The 17,933-nt window shown below is 33.9% G+C and carries 17 protein-coding genes; all 17 read right to left on the bottom strand.

Translation table 11 applies throughout. From position 1 onward, the window contains the following. Positions 1-58: 58 nt before the first annotated feature. The 17 genes from AC1TPB_RS19300 to AC1TPB_RS19220 all read right to left on the bottom strand — a co-directional run bounded on the left by AC1TPB_RS19300 (position 59) and on the right by AC1TPB_RS19220 (position 17,813). Positions 59-823 carry a tryptophan-rich sensory protein gene (locus tag AC1TPB_RS19300; RefSeq protein ID WP_482078025.1) on the bottom strand — a complete coding sequence of 255 codons (765 nt, stop codon included), beginning with the start codon at positions 821-823 and terminating at the stop codon, positions 59-61. 202 nt (positions 824-1,025) lie between these two features. After that, positions 1,026-1,691, bottom strand: a complete 666-nt coding sequence (locus AC1TPB_RS19295; protein ID WP_482078024.1) for a hypothetical protein — start codon at positions 1,689-1,691, stop codon at positions 1,026-1,028. Continuing rightward, positions 1,688-2,143, bottom strand: a complete 456-nt coding sequence (locus tag AC1TPB_RS19290; protein WP_482078023.1) for a VanZ family protein — start codon at positions 2,141-2,143, stop codon at positions 1,688-1,690. Before AC1TPB_RS19290 ends, AC1TPB_RS19295 begins: the two co-directional genes overlap by 4 nt. Positions 2,144-2,146: 3 nt before the next feature. Further along, entirely contained in the window at positions 2,147-3,019 is an 873-nt protein-coding gene (gene galU / locus AC1TPB_RS19285; protein WP_482078022.1) for a UTP--glucose-1-phosphate uridylyltransferase GalU, read from the bottom strand. 26 nt (positions 3,020-3,045) lie between these two features. Then, complete coding sequence (locus AC1TPB_RS19280) at positions 3,046-4,212, bottom strand: nucleotide sugar dehydrogenase (protein ID WP_482078021.1); 1,167 nt, start codon at positions 4,210-4,212, stop codon at positions 3,046-3,048. Positions 4,213-4,269: 57 nt separating this feature from the next. Continuing rightward, complete coding sequence (locus tag AC1TPB_RS19275; protein ID WP_482078020.1) at positions 4,270-5,496, bottom strand: O-antigen ligase family protein; 1,227 nt, start codon at positions 5,494-5,496, stop codon at positions 4,270-4,272. A 74-nt stretch (positions 5,497-5,570) separates the two neighbouring features. Then, complete coding sequence (locus AC1TPB_RS19270) at positions 5,571-7,010, bottom strand: hypothetical protein (protein ID WP_482078019.1); 1,440 nt, start codon at positions 7,008-7,010, stop codon at positions 5,571-5,573. Between the two features lie 11 nt (positions 7,011-7,021). Beyond that, positions 7,022-8,236, bottom strand: a complete 1,215-nt coding sequence (locus AC1TPB_RS19265) for a lipopolysaccharide biosynthesis protein (RefSeq protein WP_482078018.1) — start codon at positions 8,234-8,236, stop codon at positions 7,022-7,024. A gap of 34 nt (positions 8,237-8,270) precedes the next feature. Then, positions 8,271-9,380, bottom strand: coding sequence for a glycosyltransferase family 4 protein (locus tag AC1TPB_RS19260; protein WP_482078017.1), 1,110 nt, complete (start codon positions 9,378-9,380; stop codon positions 8,271-8,273). A gap of 113 nt (positions 9,381-9,493) precedes the next feature. Next, positions 9,494-10,660 carry a glycosyltransferase family 4 protein gene (locus tag AC1TPB_RS19255; protein ID WP_482078016.1) on the bottom strand — a complete coding sequence of 389 codons (1,167 nt, stop codon included), beginning with the start codon at positions 10,658-10,660 and terminating at the stop codon, positions 9,494-9,496. 191 nt (positions 10,661-10,851) lie between these two features. After that, positions 10,852-12,018 (bottom strand): glycosyltransferase family 2 protein, encoded by a 1,167-nt coding sequence (locus tag AC1TPB_RS19250; protein WP_482078015.1) that lies wholly within the window; start codon positions 12,016-12,018, stop codon positions 10,852-10,854. Between the two features lie 25 nt (positions 12,019-12,043). Next, complete coding sequence (locus AC1TPB_RS19245; protein WP_482078014.1) at positions 12,044-12,664, bottom strand: acetyltransferase; 621 nt, start codon at positions 12,662-12,664, stop codon at positions 12,044-12,046. After that, positions 12,661-13,302 (bottom strand): sugar transferase, encoded by a 642-nt coding sequence (locus AC1TPB_RS19240; protein WP_482078068.1) that lies wholly within the window; start codon positions 13,300-13,302, stop codon positions 12,661-12,663. Before AC1TPB_RS19240 ends, AC1TPB_RS19245 begins: the two co-directional genes overlap by 4 nt. Before the next feature lie 2 nt (positions 13,303-13,304). Beyond that, positions 13,305-14,384, bottom strand: coding sequence for a DegT/DnrJ/EryC1/StrS family aminotransferase (locus AC1TPB_RS19235; protein ID WP_482078067.1), 1,080 nt, complete (start codon positions 14,382-14,384; stop codon positions 13,305-13,307). Between the two features lie 113 nt (positions 14,385-14,497). After that, positions 14,498-16,348 (bottom strand): polysaccharide biosynthesis protein, encoded by a 1,851-nt coding sequence (locus AC1TPB_RS19230; RefSeq protein ID WP_482078013.1) that lies wholly within the window; start codon positions 16,346-16,348, stop codon positions 14,498-14,500. A 21-nt stretch (positions 16,349-16,369) separates the two neighbouring features. Continuing rightward, positions 16,370-17,068: a CpsD/CapB family tyrosine-protein kinase gene (locus tag AC1TPB_RS19225; RefSeq protein ID WP_482078012.1), complete on the bottom strand. Its 699-nt coding sequence runs from the start codon at positions 17,066-17,068 to the stop codon at positions 16,370-16,372. Further along, the gene (locus AC1TPB_RS19220) at positions 17,049-17,813 is read right to left on the bottom strand and encodes a YveK family protein (RefSeq protein ID WP_482078011.1); all 765 of its coding nucleotides are present in this window, start codon (positions 17,811-17,813) and stop codon (positions 17,049-17,051) included. Before AC1TPB_RS19220 ends, AC1TPB_RS19225 begins: the two co-directional genes overlap by 20 nt. Between the last annotated feature and the right edge of the window lie 120 nt (positions 17,814-17,933).

Here is a 17,933-nt window from a genome sequence, read left to right as displayed (position 1 = left end):
TTGTACGAGAAAACTGTAGCAATTTGGCTTGAAAGCCATCATAGGATGTTCATTAGTCCTATGATATAGATTTCTTTCTCCATCTCTTTGCAACTAGAAAGATAGCATTAATGAATAAGACACCCGCTAATACAAAGGCAGTAATTGCAACAGCAGGAACTGCTTGTTGCTTTACACCAATACCTATAAACGCCCAAACAAACACTAGCACAGCAATCGGATCAATATTTCTAAAACTTATACCTAATGCAAGTAATGTAGCGACAAGAAGCATTAATATCGTCCAAGCTATATCACTTACTCCCCATCCATGCCACTGATTTGCATATAGTGCTACTGCAATATTAACTATCGTCGCAACACATATCCAACTAAGATATAAACTAAAAGGCGCAGACACGAACCAAACATTTATTTTGTTTTGTTGCTCGACGATAAACTTTTGTGTCGCAATATATATTACAATTATTGTGATTATTAACGCTAACATTATAAATACGCTACTCGTTATCTTCTCAAATTGCCATAAAATTATCCATAAACTGTTGAATAGACAACTAAGGTAAAAGTAAGGACCAACCATTTCACTAACTTTATCTTCCCTACCTTTTCTAGTGAATGAATAAATAACAAATCCGATCAGAAATACATAGATCAGTGACCATATTATAAAGGTGTAACCTGCTGGAGTAATTAACACTGGGTATTGGGCGGATATTTCAGCCGTTGTCCTACCTCCAATCTTGCCTCTCGTGGCTGCAAAATTAATGATAAGCATCACAACGAGTCCAATTAAGTTTATCCATTTATAGTATTTCTTCATATATAACCTCTCAATCTTTATCGTTTTAGTATACATATTCGACTATTAATCATTTTAGTATACGTCAAATCGGCATATCAACAAAAAAACCTCCAAAATTGTAGCTCATATCTTACGACATGAATTACTATACTTGAAGGTTTTTCATCTGACAAAATCTATTCAATCTACTTGTTCGAAGTATTAACGCGTCAAGCTCGTACTATTCCTTAGAAACCTCGGCATAGGACTTGCCTTGGCTCACGCCATACTTCGCTGCAATCGCAATAAGCTGATCGTACTCATCCTCTGATAGCTTTTCCAGCATTAACGTTCTGGCTTCCTTTTTGTCTTCAACAGATAATCCACCACTCGCTAGCGACTGGATCGTTGCAAGATCAGAAGCAGATAATCGCTTTGTTAGAATCGAAACCACTTTTGCCTTTTCGCCTAGCGTTACGTTCTCTTCAATTTCCTTGGCCTTATCAGTAGAGACGGAAGCACTGTAACCGCCTGTATCTTTGTCACCCTCTGATGGTTGACTCTCACTTGAATCGGGATCAGGAGCAATCGTTCCAGTGCTGCCTCCACCTTCACCGTTATTGCCAGTAGATGGCGAGGAATCATTGCTTACAGGAGTATCATCTGAGTTATTAGAGTTAACGTCTTCCGAATTAACATCCTCATTCTGCGGAACATCAGGGCTATCTAGTGTCGGTTCATTAACTGACCCACCTTCGTCTCCTGTATTGTCCATAATCTCAGCACCTATACCGCTCATCGAGCCTAGCATCTTATCAATCGCATAATTCGCTGCAAAAGCTCCGCCTATAGCAACTACTACTAGAATTGAAGCTATCCATATTACTACCTTTTTCCACTTTTTCATTGTTTCCATCTCCTACTAACTATCCATATAATTGTAATGCCAAGGATTACGCCTAAGCTGTCAATACCAACATCCCGTACACTCGCACCTCTACCATTGACAAAGAGCTGATGTAATTCATCTAGACTCGCATAAATAACTCCACCAACGAAAGTAATTAAGATAGACCTCTTCCTACTTAAGCCACTGACTAGACATAAAGTCATCACCAAGATGGCTAATGCACAGTAGAACGAGAAATGTGCAGCTTTACGTAACTGACGATCCCACTGCTTAATCGTAATATCCGTTCCTGTCAACTTCTCATAAATATGAATCGTATGCTGGGCAATAGTCGTACTGAGTTTCGCGGAACTTGAAGCTGGTTGATTGGATAGTAGAAATATTGATATTAGCAGAGCAATAACAAGTCCCCACAATATTAGACGGAGAGTTTTTCTATTATGTTGCATAAATTATCCTTCTATGTTCACAATTGATTTTAAGTATGCCATAAATGGTTCGCTAAGTTCTTCTCTTCTCAACGCGTATTCCACCGTTGCTTCCAAGAACCCTTGCTTATCTCCAACATCATAACGACGTCCTTCAAATTCGTATGCATAGACTGCTTCGCTACGTGATAATTGATTGAGCGCATCTGTAAGTTGAATCTCACCATTCGCCCCTGGAGGCGTTTGTTCAAGAATAGTGAAGATTTCGGGCGTAATAATGTAGCGTCCTAGAATCGCAATATTAGAAGGTGCATCATCAGTTTTAGGCTTCTCAACCAATTGATTGACACGAGACACGGAATTGTCTATCTTCTGTCCATCGACGATCCCATACTTATGTACATCCTTCTGCTCCACTTGCTGTACGCCTAGAACAGAGCTATTGTAATATTCATACACATCTATAAGCTGCTTAAGACATGGCTTCTCACTATGGACGATATCGTCCCCTAGCAAGACTGCGAATGGCTCATTACCAATAAAGCTTTTTGCACAATAGATCGCGTGACCCAAGCCCTTGGGCTCTTTCTGACGGATATAATGAATATTGACCATATTAGAAATGTTTTGAACCATTTCTAGTAGCTCCTTCTTCCCTTTTGCCTCTAGCTCAAGCTCTAATTCAACGGATTTGTCAAAATGATCCTCGATTGACTTCTTATTGCGACCTGTAATAATAAGGATCTCATCAATTCCCGATGCAACAGCCTCTTCAATAATATATTGTAGGGTAGGCTTGTCCACGATTGGGAGCATTTCTTTCGGTTGTGCTTTTGTTGCTGGTAGGAAGCGTGTTCCTAGACCTGCTGCTGGGATTATTGCTTTGCGAATTGTCATGGGGGAGCCTCCTTGGGTTTTATTGGTTAATCTCTGCTATATATATCTCTAGTATATATCTTTTCGAGTACATCTTTTAATTCATCTGTTAGTCGATTAACTATTATAACATCTGAATGTTGCTTGAATTCTTCAAGATCACGTAGAATTCTTGAATTAAAGAATTCATCTTCCACCATTGATGGTTCATAGATAACTACTTCAATACCTTTAGCTTTAATACGTTTCATTACACCCTGTATTGCTGACTGTCTAAAATTATCAGAATCCATTTTCATGGTTAGACGATAGATTCCAACTACCTTTGGCTTTCTTTGCAAAATCATATCTGCGATATGATCTTTTCTTGTACGATTAGCATCAACAATTGCTGACATAATATTTTGAGGAACATCAGCATAATTGGCTAATAATTGCTTAGTATCTTTCGGTAGACAATAGCCACCATATCCAAATGAAGGATTATTATAATAAGTACCAATACGAGGATCTAATCCAACACCTTCAATAATCTCCTTGGTATCTAGTCCTCTAATCTCTGCATAAGAATCTAGTTCATTAAAGTATGCTACTCTCAAGGCTAAATAAGTATTTGCAAATAATTTTATCGCTTCCGCTTCCGTCGAACCAGTATATAATATAGAAATATCCTGTTTTAATGCACCTTGCACTAATAATTCTGCGAATTTTTCAGCACGATCAGACTTTTCTCCTACAACAATTCTCGAAGGATATAAATTATCATAGAGAGCCTTACCTTCTCTTAAAAATTCAGGTGAGAAGATAATGTTGTCAGTTTTAAACATTTCTCTCAATTGGACTGTATAACCAACTGGAATTGTTGACTTAATTATCATGACCGCATCTGGATTAATGGATAATACAGTTGCAATTACTGCTTCAACAGATCGTGTATTAAAATAATTCTGATCTGGGTCATAGTTTGTAGGAGTAGCAATAATAACATATTCCGCTTCCTTATATGCTAAATAACTATCTGTTGTAGCAAATAAATTCAAACTTTTATTTGTAAGATAATCTTCAATTTCTGCATCGACTACAGTGGAGACTCTATTATTAACTTGATCAACCTTTTCTTGAAGAATATCAAGAGCTATTACATCATTATGTTGCGCTAATAATACAGCATTAGCAAGCCCAACATAACCTGTCCCTGCAATTGTAATTTTCAATACCGTTACCTCCTACAAACTATCAATTATATATTTAGAAGATTAAATACTTTACACTTAAATATTACTAACACTCGTACTGTTCTCTCCCCTAGTCCTAACTTTAATTTTATCTGTAAAAGTTTTAAATGCCAAGCCCATAAAAATCCAAAAATGGAAAGATTGTAAATATGAATTACTGACCAATAAAGGAATAAGACCTAAACTAATCCATATAATCATGAGATTTAAATCAAATTTATTAGTTCCTTTTATACTAGTTAGAGAAATAATAATTATAAAAAAGAGAATAAAAGTACCCAAAACAATTCCAAACCCTGAGAGTATCTCCAATGCTATATTATGTGTATACATGCCTAATTGTAATCTATCGCCTGTAATTCCAATACCTATAAAAGGATGCTCTTTTATTTGATTTATTATTTCGTTGTACAATAAATCTCGTCCACTTAGGTTTAAATCACTTACTGAAAACTCGTACAAAGTCCTACTCCTAATTCCCAATTTATAAAAAACTTCAAATAAATAATTAGTTATTCTTTCAAAATTACTCATAATCAATAAGAATAAAGTGAAAACAGTACTGTAAAAGTAAATTGTTTTGATGGTTAGTTTAGGTTTATTAGCAATAAGATACAAAATAACATAAAATAAAATACATAAAACTGCTCCTCGTGAACCCAATGCCAAAATAACTGCAATAGATGTAATAACCTGTAACAGATGAGTAATTTTTTTAAAGGTAAAAAAATTATATAAACCAATTACAGAGGGAAATAACATATAATAAGATAAAGCCATATTATATTGTCCTAAATTAATTGTTTTGGTAAAGGCTAGCACTCCTAATATCGTTCCAAGACAGAATACAACAACGCTGAATTTTACCATTATATCAAAAAAAACATTTCTCTTCTGTATACTATAACTATAAATAAAACTTGGAAGACAAGTAAAAAAAAAGGGAAAGATTATATCAATTAAATTAGGGATATTTTGGGGGAATATTAAGAAGTTTAAACCAAATATTCCTAGACCAATTAAATAAGTAAATAAGAATATTAACAAATTCCTATTTATAATAGTAGGTAAAACACTTAAAAATAACAACCCTACAATTACCTTTGTTATTAGCTGTACAGTATTGCCTAAACTTGTCCCGAAAATATTAAAAAAATGCAGTAAAAAAAGTTGTATAATTAGAAGTGGAAAAGAGGACAACACTGCAATACTAATATTCCGATCTTGTTTATATTTTCTTAGCTCAAACTCATTTAAATTCATATAAAACCCTTTCCTTTGCATGCTCTTCCTGTTTAACTTTAAGACAATCCCTATACTAACTTATGAATTATAATTTAATAATTCCCCCGATTCAATTTATACTTAATAAAACTCCCAAGATAAAACAAAAGTGAACTATTATATAACAGTTTATTTTTTCTATCCGGATTAATTGGGAAATTTAACAATTCATTCCACATTCTTGTAATAATATTCTTGTGAATTGAGTGTTTAGTTCGTTCAGCTCTCGGAACTAATAACCATGTTTCAATTAATTCTCGACAATTAAATAAATTTAAAGAATCAGTTAGTATATCATAGTTTAGAAGGTTATTAGCTGTCCATCTTCCTATTCTATGCTCCCAGAAAAATAGATCATACTTAGATGTATTCGTGATTTTAACATACGATCTTATATCTCTAATCCATCTCTTAACTTCTAGCTTATTATAATAAGAATAGTTATGTGTTTTTGTTACAAAATATTGATGTGTTGCAAACATTTCTGGAATATTTCTACCGAAACTGCTTTTAACAAGTGGGATAATATCCCCCGATAAAAAAGTGCAATGAGAAAAATCACTCTTAAAGTACGTATATGCATTTCTAGCAATTGAATTATTAACATTACTACCTAGTTCTTCTAAGAATATATTGTATATATTCTTAGGAATATCCAAATCTTTAATACAGTAATAATCCAAGTTATAATGTTCTGATATTCGTGCTGGAACAACAATATCAGAAGTCTTGTCTGAGAAATTCTCGTGATAAAAAGTGTACAATGGTATACTTTCAGCATCATCTTTAAATAGCGACAACACAGTTCTACTATCTATTCCAGAAGTAAGTGGGATTGATAACAATGAATTCTTTATATACCCTTTTGCTATATTAGAAAGTAATTCTGCTGATTTTCTTGAAGCGACATCAAAACTTATATCATCCTTTTTTTCTAATGGATAATATCTAACACCTAACCTTTTTTGACAATCTAAATAATGATTAGCATTAACTATTTTTATTTCATCATACATCGACATTTCATAAGGTAGCGGATGCATTTCAGCAGCTTGGGATTTAACTTTCTTTGACTGTTCTGATTCAATGTATCCATTATTATCGGCAATCAACTTAGGATTTGAAGATATTTCTAACCCATTATGAACTATAGTATGTGCCACATGAATACTAGCAGTTGCATCTGGGAGTACTATAAAGTCTTGATTAGATCTATAGACAATGACAAAGCGACCTGCGAGTTTCTTACTTTTACTTATTAGTTCTGTCACATTTGGAGATTGTACCAATTCTTTAGCTATCTCTTGTATTGTTCTATCACTATTAGAACTATCAACTAATAGTCCGAATATAACGATTTTATTCCCTTTATCTTCACAAAAAAAAGCATTTCTGTCGTTATACTGAAATTTATAGTCTCCAATATCAATATTTTTTTTGAATCTATCATTAATATTTTTAGATATAAAATAGTTACGATCTTTTAACATCATTTGGACCCCACCTAGTTAACATTAATTTTCTTCTTATTTTTATAAAAATTAATTAATAATATTGATAACATTAATAATAATTTGAAAATATTTGAAATAAGAATACCTATACAAAAACCCATTAATCCATAATTTTTATAAAGTATTAATGTTAGGATTATATACAATATTAGATTTAATACATTTACAATCACTTGCCAGTTAATGTTGTAAAATTTTAATATAAATGAATTTACTGATGAACTTATTAGGCTTAATATCGCGCTTAAAGTAGTTATATAAATAAATTCCAATGATTTCTCGGCCCACTCCGGATATAATAAGTTCAATAATGGTTTACTTATTAAAATACAAATCACATAACTTATTGTGCCCATAATGAGCAAAGCAGAAAAAAACTTCAAAAAGTGTTTCATTTTAATCTTATCCATTCTTGATAGATAGCTTAATATAACACCATTAACTGGCGTTATTCCCATAGAAACAATTCTACCCAAAATAGTTGCAACGTAATATATTGATACAGCAGAAGCACCAAGTAAAGGATATAATATTAGTTTGTCGGCATAAGATAAAGCAGTAACAATTAGAACTGAAAAAAATAAAATAATAGTTTTTTTTGTTGTACTTTTGAAAAATTGTGTCCTTTTGAATCCTTCGTTAAGTATATTAGAGTTGAAGAGTATATAAATTATACTAAACAAAAAACCAAAAATATAAATCATTTGCCAATATCCGTTAAAAATAAATATCAAATAACCTATAAAGTATCCTAAAACCAAATATAGATTATTAATCAGAATCCCCTTGTAATTTAATATTATTCTGAAAGAAACAATAAGATATTCTCTAATTAGATTCAATATGGATATTAATACTATTAATACTATACTAGAAGTGGATTGAAAACCAATATAATAGAAGGTAGCAAATATCATAATAAATGTGTTTAAAACTATACTAAATACGAGTAGTATGTTAAAATCACCTTTATATTTTTTTTTCACATATTCTTTTTGCTCTAATAATCTTATATTGTTTAGAACTGAGCCCATCGGATGGCTAAATAAAGTAAACAAACTTATAAGTGTAATTATTAAACCATACCGTCCATCACCCACTTTTGCCGCAACTAAAGGCAGAATGATTAATTGTAGTGTAAGAATGGGAATTGCATTAGAAACGATGTTAAGAATTATATCAATTATAATTTTCTTTTTATTCATTATAAAAAATTCCCCACAATGCCATATACTTTTACTATTTATAAATTTCCAAATACATTTTATGAATATGTTCCCATTTAAATCTTTCGCAAAGTACCAAGCAATTCTCCCTTATATTTTCGTGATTTTCAATTAAGTCAATTATTTTATTTGAGATTTCAACCGCATCGAAGCAGTCCACGTGATACCCCACAGTTCCTTCGTCGAATTGCCCATCAAAACCTTGCCCCTTTGAATATATAACTGGTAGACCTTGACTCATAGCTTCAACGTAAACTAAACCGAAGGTTTCAGTTACGGAAGGCATTACAAATATTCCATTATCCCTATATATATTAATTAAATTTTCCTTTGGTTGAGGATCAATGTAATTAACAAAATTATATCTCACAAGTTTTTCATACTCATTTTGATCGTCTTTTGGTCCAACTACAGTAAACTTAACTTTATAGCCTTTTTTTTGTAAAATACTACATGCTTCTGCTGTTGTAGAAGGGTTTTTCCGTTTTGATACACGTCCTGCAAAAACTATATTAATTTCATTTTTATCATTACTAGATAAAGGTATATTATCCCTATTTTCCAACCAAAATGGATCTATACCGTTTGGAATCACTACCATTTTTTCTCTCATGCTGTCTCTTAAACTTTCTGGAACATATTCACTTAAGGTAAGTTCTTTGTATACAGGTGATAAAAAAACTATTTTTTTAGCATATTTCATTATCTTTACTCCCAGATTTCTTAAATGAAATAATTTTTTGAAGAATATGTTAACATCCGTATCCCGCACTGCTACAATATATGGTATTTTATATTTTTCAAATAATTTATAAGCAATATAACCATTAGAAAAGAGAGAGTGAGCATGGATCAAATCAAAGTTTGATATGATGTAACGATCATTTATATCTCTAAATATTTTTCCCTGCTTCATATGAAAAAAATATCTATCGTAAGAATTATGAGTTTTCACAATTTTTGTATAACCCCCAAAATCGAATCTACTAGTGTTAATCTCATAATCCAATGGAACATATACTGTGATTTCATCGCCATTCGCAACTTGGATATCATATAAATTTTTATGAAATCCTGGCTTCCCGTAATAGGAATAATAAGAATTAATGTGCAAAATTTTCATAATATACCTCTCAATATGCATTTATAATATATTAATACCACTCTTTAAGTTCGTCTTTTCTAATTAACATAGATGGACGAACTACAAAATCTGCAGTGGTTTAGACTACTTGGTTACTTCTCTTCATTGCCAATAGTATCTAATAAGCTATTCCATGAATCAGTAATTGAAGCCTCACTAAAAGGAACAGAGTTGGAAATACGGAACGACTTTAGCGACATCCCCTCTAAAAGATCCCTATCCTTATTTAACTTGTCAATTTTTTCATAAATAAACTGTATTAAATCTTCATCTAACTTTCTAGAATGAATCGTCTTTTTTCTATTATTCCATACCTTTGGATTGGGTATGTTATTTTCATCAAAAAACCACCATTTTGGTTCTGTAATATATCCGTTCACCCCATCTTTAATCATTTCAGGGATTGCATATAGTTTTGTAGAAATTACCGGCAATCCAGCCTTCATTCCTTCTAAAATTGTCAATCCAAAGCTTTCATCACTTGTAGGTTGTAATAACACACTACTGTTTTCGTACATTGCTTCCATTTCTGCCCAGTTTAAATTAAAATCCCGAAGTTTAATGTTTGATGCTTCTTTAAGTCTATTCAATAAACTCTCATCCAGCTCTTTAATAGACGTTACCACAGTTAAATTAATATTTTTATTTTTGGAGTATAGTTTTTTGTATGCTTCGATTACTTCTAATGCTCCTTTTGAAACAAATCGTGTTCCCTGAGCGATAAAAAGCAAATTAAGCTCATCTTTTTCACATCTACTCTTAATACTATTTTCTGATACAAGTGGATTATTAGGAACATAAGGATATATTAACTTTTTGATCACTTTCTTTTCATTTAGTTTTCCACAAACATCATCAAAAGTACTAAAACAAGCTTCAGACATACATACAATTGCCTTTAAATTTTCATTATTTAATAAATTAGAAATCTTCCTTCGTCCTAACCAACTGTTGTTTCTTCCAATTCTATAATGATATAATGCTGTTGGATTCTCAAGATAAATAAAATATGGTTTATCTGAGATTAGAAATCGATTGAAACTACCATTTATATCACTCTCTTTATTCATACAATCAATTACCTGAATTACACCCAGCCAATCAAATAACCTCCACCTAGCTACTTTAGAAAGTACCACTCTTTTTCTACTGTTTACTTCATAAATATCCTTATACATAAACTCGTGGTTAATACTCTTATTATTAAATAAATGTTTGAAAAAACCGCGTACCCTTGTAGCAAAAAATACTTTACTCATATTTCTCTCTCCCGTATTTAAGTGTCTAGCTTAAATTTGATTATCAATAAAGTAATTAATGTTAAGTTTCATTTTAGGAGTTTCTTATTTATGAACGAAAGTCTCATCAACTTTTAAATTCATTAGTAAACTTTATTAACGACGGACTTTAAGTATTCTCCTCACAACACCATTAAACATTTAACATCTCATCATCTAGTACTTTCCGCTTTTTCCCAAAAAGGCTTTGCCCTTCCAGACAATATGTTATATACACCAACCCATTGGGCAACAATTGTGACACAATAGTAATAAATTAATGTCAGATATTTGTTATTTAATTTGGTAATCGCTCTTATTAGTGCCAATAGGTAAAACATCACCTGTCCTACAAATGTGATCAAATAAAACCAAGATTCTGGTATTAATGCCGTATTAGTTACAAGCAACATTAAATGTGCAATCCATAGAAGATATCTACATGTTCTATGACCAAAATAAAAAAATGAAAACCATTTATATTTAAATACATTTAATATTCTTACATCAGGCAAAATATGCTTTAGAATAATTCGATTCATCCTCACTTTACGTCCGAATTCATCTTCTATAACTTCCCCCGCTTTCTCATTTGCAATCGCGTCATGGTTCGCAATAGCTCTTTTACCTTTAAGAGCATATAATGGTGGCATCGCGCTATCATGACATTGAATCGGATCAAAATCATAGTATTCCTTTGTCCTGCAAGCATATAATGCACCATTTCCTGCAGTTATTGTCTGTATTCTTCCCTCAATCGCACGCGTAGCTAAATCACTGTCCCAATAGTTCGCTTCAGCATTACTCACATCGCTAGATGCCTGATTTACAATAGATAATCTTCCCGATACGTATGCAATTTCATCCGAAGTAAAAGCTGCCATTAGTTCTTTTACAGAGTCTTTATCCATAATAGAATTGGCATCAGTCATAACTAAATACTCTGTTGTTACTGTTTTATGTGCTTCATTTTGAGCATTTGTTTTTCCTTTACGTGCCTTAACCTCATAGAGTCGAACATCTAGATTTTGATGTTCTCTTATAAACTGTTTTACGATTTCATTTGTCTTATCAGTACTATTATCAGATGCAATTAAGAATTTAATTTTTTCTCTGGGATAATTTAATTCTATAATGTTATTAAGCTTTTCAAGTATTACCTTTTCCTCATTATGAGCAACTACCATTACAGTTACAAAAGGTTGATGTGAATAGTCTTTTTCTAACCTGCGTTTCTTGTAAATGTTCCCAATAACCTTTATAGATAATGGATAACCAACCATTGCCCAAACAATTATAAACCCGCTTATATAAAATAAAGTTTTATATAATAAATCCATGTTATTTCTCCCTCATTTATTTAATTTAACGTAGCCTCTTTGCTGGAACTCCAACATAAGTGCCAGTTTCAGATATATCTTCTACTACCACTGAACCTGCTCCGCAAATACAATTCGAAGTGATTTTCACGTTATTGATTACAACACTTCCAACACCAATCCAAGTACTTCTACCTATACTAACTGTACCCGCTAGATTAACTCCTGGTGAAATATGTACATAATCGTCTATTCTATTATCATGATCAATAGTTGAGCCTGTATTAATAATGCATCCTTTTCCAATGCTCGTAGAAGGATTAATAACTACTCCCGCCATAACTACGGTACCAGCACCAATTTCCACTTCTGTTCCAATAATTGCACTAGGGTGAAGTAATACCGAGATGCTAGCTCCTAAAGTGTCTAGTACCGCCATTATTCTCTCGCGAATAATATTATTTCCAATAGCTACAAAAATATCATACTCATTAATATATTTATGAGCATCAGTGGACTTCGCGATCACATCAAATCCCATTGAAAGTTTTAGAGACTCATTGTCATCAAGAAAAGCAATAGTCATCCACTGATTCATCTTCAATGCTATATCTGCAACTACTTTTCCATGCCCATTTGCACCAATTATTAATAGTTTAGTATTCATAGATTCACACTTTCAGAAGAAGACCCTTTAAACATCTCCATTGTCGCTGAAGTATTCGAGCTAATACCTTCTCTTACAAAAACTTTTTTAACAGTTAAAAATATTATCTTCCTATCTCCTATGAAACTAATATGATCAACATATTCAACATCAAGCTTGAATTTTTCATCCCAACTAATTGCATTTCGCCCATTAACTTGAGCATGTCCCGTTAGGCCAGGTCTGACTTTATGTCTTTTTTGTTGCTTAGCATTGTATAAAGGTAAATACTGCACTAATAATGGTCTTGGACCTACCAAGGCCATGTCTCCACGAACTATGTTCCACAATTCAGGTAATTCGTCTATACTAGTTGCTCTTAAAAGCTTTCCGAAGCGTGTAAGTCTAACATTGTCAGGCAATAATTTGCCTTCTCCGTCTTTTTCACTGGTCATCGTTCTGAACTTATACATCTTAAATATCTTTTCATTCAAACCAGGGCGCTCTTGTGTAAATAGAACGGGACTTCCTAGCTTAATTTTCACTAGAACTATTACTATTAGAAAAAGCGGACTTAATATAATAAGTGCCAACAGAGCTACTATAAAATCTTGTAATCGTTTTACGTACTTTTCGTAGAACCCTTTTTCTCGGATCATCGCTAATTCCACAATCCTTTTATTATATTTATTATTCTAATTAAATCCTCATCAGTCATATTTGTGTCTGAAGGCAAGCAAAGTCCATTTTCAAAAAGCGTTTCGGAAACATTTGTACCGACATAGTCATATTGTTCAAAAAAAGGCTGCAGATGCATTGGTTTCCAAACTGGCCTTGATTCAATATTTTCTTCTTCTAGTGCAAGAATAATATCTAAAGGCTTGATCTTCCCTTTTATAGTTAAACTACTTAACCAATAATTTGGCTCATTCCAGTCATTGATAGGCATAAATTCAACGCCTTCAAGTCGACCTAATTCTCTTTTATATGTATCAAATATATATTTCTTCTTAGCCACTCTTTGATCCAATACTTTAAGTTGTCCTCTGCCAATTCCTGCAACTACATTGCTCATTCTGTAATTGTACCCTAATTCACTGTGCTGATAATGTCTGGCTTGATCTCGGGATTGAGTCGCCCAAAATTTAGCTTTCGCTATTTTTTCTACATTATCTGAAACTAGCATACCACCACCAGAAGTCGTTATGATCTTATTACCATTGAAAGAAAAAATACCATACTCCCCAAAGGTTCCAGTATGTTTCCCTTTATAGTAAGCACCTAAAGATTCTGCAGCATCTTCAATTAATGCTACATTATATCGCTTGCATAAATCCAATATTGCATCCAAATTAGCGGACATCCCGTATAAATGTACAACTATAACTGCTTTTACTTGAGGATATTTTACAAATGCTTCTTCTAGTGCTATCGGGCACATATTCCAAGTTTCTTGATTGCTATCAATAAAAACAGGTATTGCTTTTTGATAAATAATTGGATTTGCAGTAGCTGAAAAGGTAAGCGACTGACAAAAAACAATATCCCCTTCTTCAACTCCTACTGCTTTTAAAGCTAGGTGGATAGCTGCTGTTCCACTACTTAATGCAGCAGCATCCTTTGAACCTACCATTGATGCCAACTCTTTTTCAAAACCAGTTACATTCGCACCTATGGATGATAACCAATTCGTCGCAAATGCTTCTTCTACGTATTCTTTTTCAAAACCTTCATCGCTCATATGTGGAGAAGAAAGATATATTTTTTTCTCTTTAGTTGTGTTAACCAATTGTATCTACCATCCTTGCAACTAAAATAGAGGAAGTCGAGCAATGCTTCTCTTCCTCTTCATGTCTATCTACTCGTAACAAGAACCCTCTTATCTTTCTTCGTCTCCCTAATATATGTAGGAACAATTCGAGACAATAGCTCTTGAATAATTGCACGATCTTCACCTAATATACGTTCTAACCGTCTTAACTCTAGTTCAATATCTTCACGATTGAAGGATGCGGGTCTGCCGATAAAGATACGACTATGCTCTGTATCGGTCATTCCTTCTTCTTCCAGCAATAATTCCTCATAAAGCTTCTCACCTTGGCGTATGCCTGAATATTTAATTTCAATATCAACTTCAGGCTCATAGCCAGATAGACGAATCAAGTCTCTAGCAAGATCTGCGATCTTCACGGGTTCACCCATATCAAGAATGAAAATTTCACCGCCGTTAGCATATGCACCTGCTTGAATAACAAGTCTGGAAGCCTCAGGTATCGTCATAAAGTATCTAACCATCTCAGGATGAGTAACGGTTACTGGCCCACCTTTAGCAATTTGCTCCTTGAATAACGGAATAACACTTCCTCGACTACCTAATACATTACCGAATCGAACAGCACTGAATTTCGTCTTACTTTGCTTCGCTAAGCATTGAATAAACATTTCAGCAATTCGCTTCGTTGTCCCCATAATGCTAGTAGGGTTAACAGCCTTATCAGTGGAAATCAATACGAACCGCTCTGCACCATAAATATCTGCACATTCTGCCACATTACGTGTACCGAATACATTATTTTTAATGGATTCTGAGGGGTTTTCTTCCATCAAAGGAACATGCTTATGCGCAGCCGCATGGAAAACTACATGTGGCTGATGCTGCTCGAATATTTGTTCCATTCGTTTACGATCTTGGACGTCTGCAATGATCGGTACTAGGTTCTCAACTTTATCCTTCAATTCTCGATGAATTTGATAGATACTATTCTCACCATGACCGAGCAACAATAGCTTACTTGGTTTGAAGTTCATAATTTGCCGGCAAAGCTCTGAACCGATAGAACCACCAGCTCCTGTAACTAATACAACCTTATCCGCAATATATTCATCAATACCATCATTTTCAAGGGTTACAGGCTCACGGCCAAGCAGATCCTCAACTCCGACATCACGGATCATACTTAGCTCGACTTTGCCTTCTAGTAATTCACTAATTTGCGGAACCATCTTCAGCTTCGCATTCGTTTGCTTGCAAATAGAAATTATGTCTGATATTTGCGTACGGGACGCCGATGGTAAAGCGATAATAATATCATCTATTTGCTGTTCATTACAGATTTTCACAATATGCTCTCGTCCGCCAATAACATGAAGACCGAGTACTTCTTGTCCCCATTTTTTCGGATCGTCATCTATAAATCCAACTGCAGATTGATTAGAGGCAGCATTCATCTTAAGCTCTCGGACAACTAGTACACCACATTGACCTGCTCCAATAATTAACGATTGACGTTGCTTATTAGACGGCTTGATGTAATTGTCTTTAATAATTCGAAGGATAAATCGTGATCCACCTATTCCTAATAGGGCAAGTTCATAGGTGCGGAATCCAATTGAAATAGGTACACGGCCTGGAATGACGAGTGAAGTAATGGTATATGCTAATAGAATACCTATCGTTACAGCTCTAAAGACGAGCACAACTTCACCAACACTAGCAAATTGCCAAGCACGACGATATAGTCCATGCTTATAAAGTACAATTAAACCTATTACTATAGCGATCCCGCTATATATAGCGGCCTGCCGGATTTCTACCGAAGTAAGAACTGCATCAAAACGAAATAAATATGCCAATGCAACGCAACCCAAAATAATACTACTATCTACTATCATAAGTACTAGAGTTCGCATCCGGGAGTAGCTCATATCTTGCCTCCATCATCTCTACTAGTCTTCAGTTTCTCCATAGTAATAGTAGTAGTAGTTATCATTTTTCTTCTTCTTAATGTTATTAAGGACAACTCCCAAAATTTTCGCATTTACTCTGTCTAGCTTTTCTTTGGCATCGATAGCCGCACTACGCTTTACTTTCCCTGAATCAACAACGAGTATAACTCCATCACATTTAGCAGCAACCAATTGTGCATCAGTTACAGCAAGAAGGGGCGGAGTATCTAGAATGATAATGTCATATATTTCCTTTAGCTCATTTAACACTGTAATTAATTGATTAGACCCTAATAATTCCGCTGGATTCGGTGGTATTGGACCTGAACTAATAATATCGATATTAGGAATATCCGTTGTTCTAATAACTTCAACTAAATTCGCCTGCTTTGTTAAGACATGCGTAATGCCTGCACGATTCGTAACACTAAATGTTTTATGTACCGTTGGCTTACGTAGATCCAACTCCATAACCATTACTTTAAGATTAGCTTGTGCATAAGTTACTGCAATGTTAGCAGCCGTTGTTGATTTCCCTTCCCCAGGACTAGCGGAAGTGACCATAATCACTTTTACTTCATTATCAGCAGCTGAAAAGCTAATATTCGTTCGTAACGTTCGATATGATTCACTAATTGGAGATTTTGGATTGCTCAGAGAAATAATTGCTCGTTTCTCATTATTCGGAGAGTGTGACATTGTTGTTCGCCTCCACTCTAGTAGACTTCGTTGCTTTTGAAGTTGTTTTGGCCACTCCGACTTTAAAATCATCCGCAGTTAGCCTCGGTATGCTAACTAATACCGGTAAATCTAAATATTTCGCAACATCCTGTGAGTCCTTAATAGTATCATCCAAATATTCTAGTAAAAGGGCAATCCCGACACCTAGCATTAAGCCAATAACGATACTTATAGCAATATTTAGCATTGGGTTTGGTTGTACTGGTGATGGATTCTCACTAAGCTTCGCTTTATTGAGAATCGACACATTATTAACCGTCATAATTTTCGGTATTTCTTGAACGAATACAGCCGCAACATCGTTAACTAGCTTAACCGTCGTTGCATAGTCATGATGACGAGCAGATATAGTTAATACTTGAGTATTGTTTTCCGATGAAACTGTAATTAATTGGATAATTTGTTCGCCAGTTAATTGAATGCCTGAATTAAGCTCGGCAACTTTATCTGTAATTACTGTTGTTTTAATTATTTGTTTGTATGTATCGATTAATCTAAGGTCTAGATTGACGCTGTTCAAATCGAGCCCACTAGCTACTTCACTATTATTGTTGACAATTAAGCTAGTAGTCGATTGATATTCCGGCTTAATAAAAAAATAACTAACGACTGCTGTTACCAAGGCTAGTATTACAACAATCGCCCCGATTAACCATAGTCGTTTCTTTATGATCTCCACATAATCCCTAAGCTCTAATTCCATTTCTCGAACGTACTCCCGTCTATACATATTCTAGCTATTCGTGTTGTTGGGGGTCTTACCTGCATAATATTCAAAATAAAAAGATTCCTCCCCCAAAGAAGCAGAGGAGGAATCTACTGC

It is taken from the genome of Paenibacillus sp. Y951 (assembly GCF_056786395.1).
Note: the sequence above shows the minus strand (reverse complement) of the source record. Positions and strands in the feature narration are given on the sequence as shown.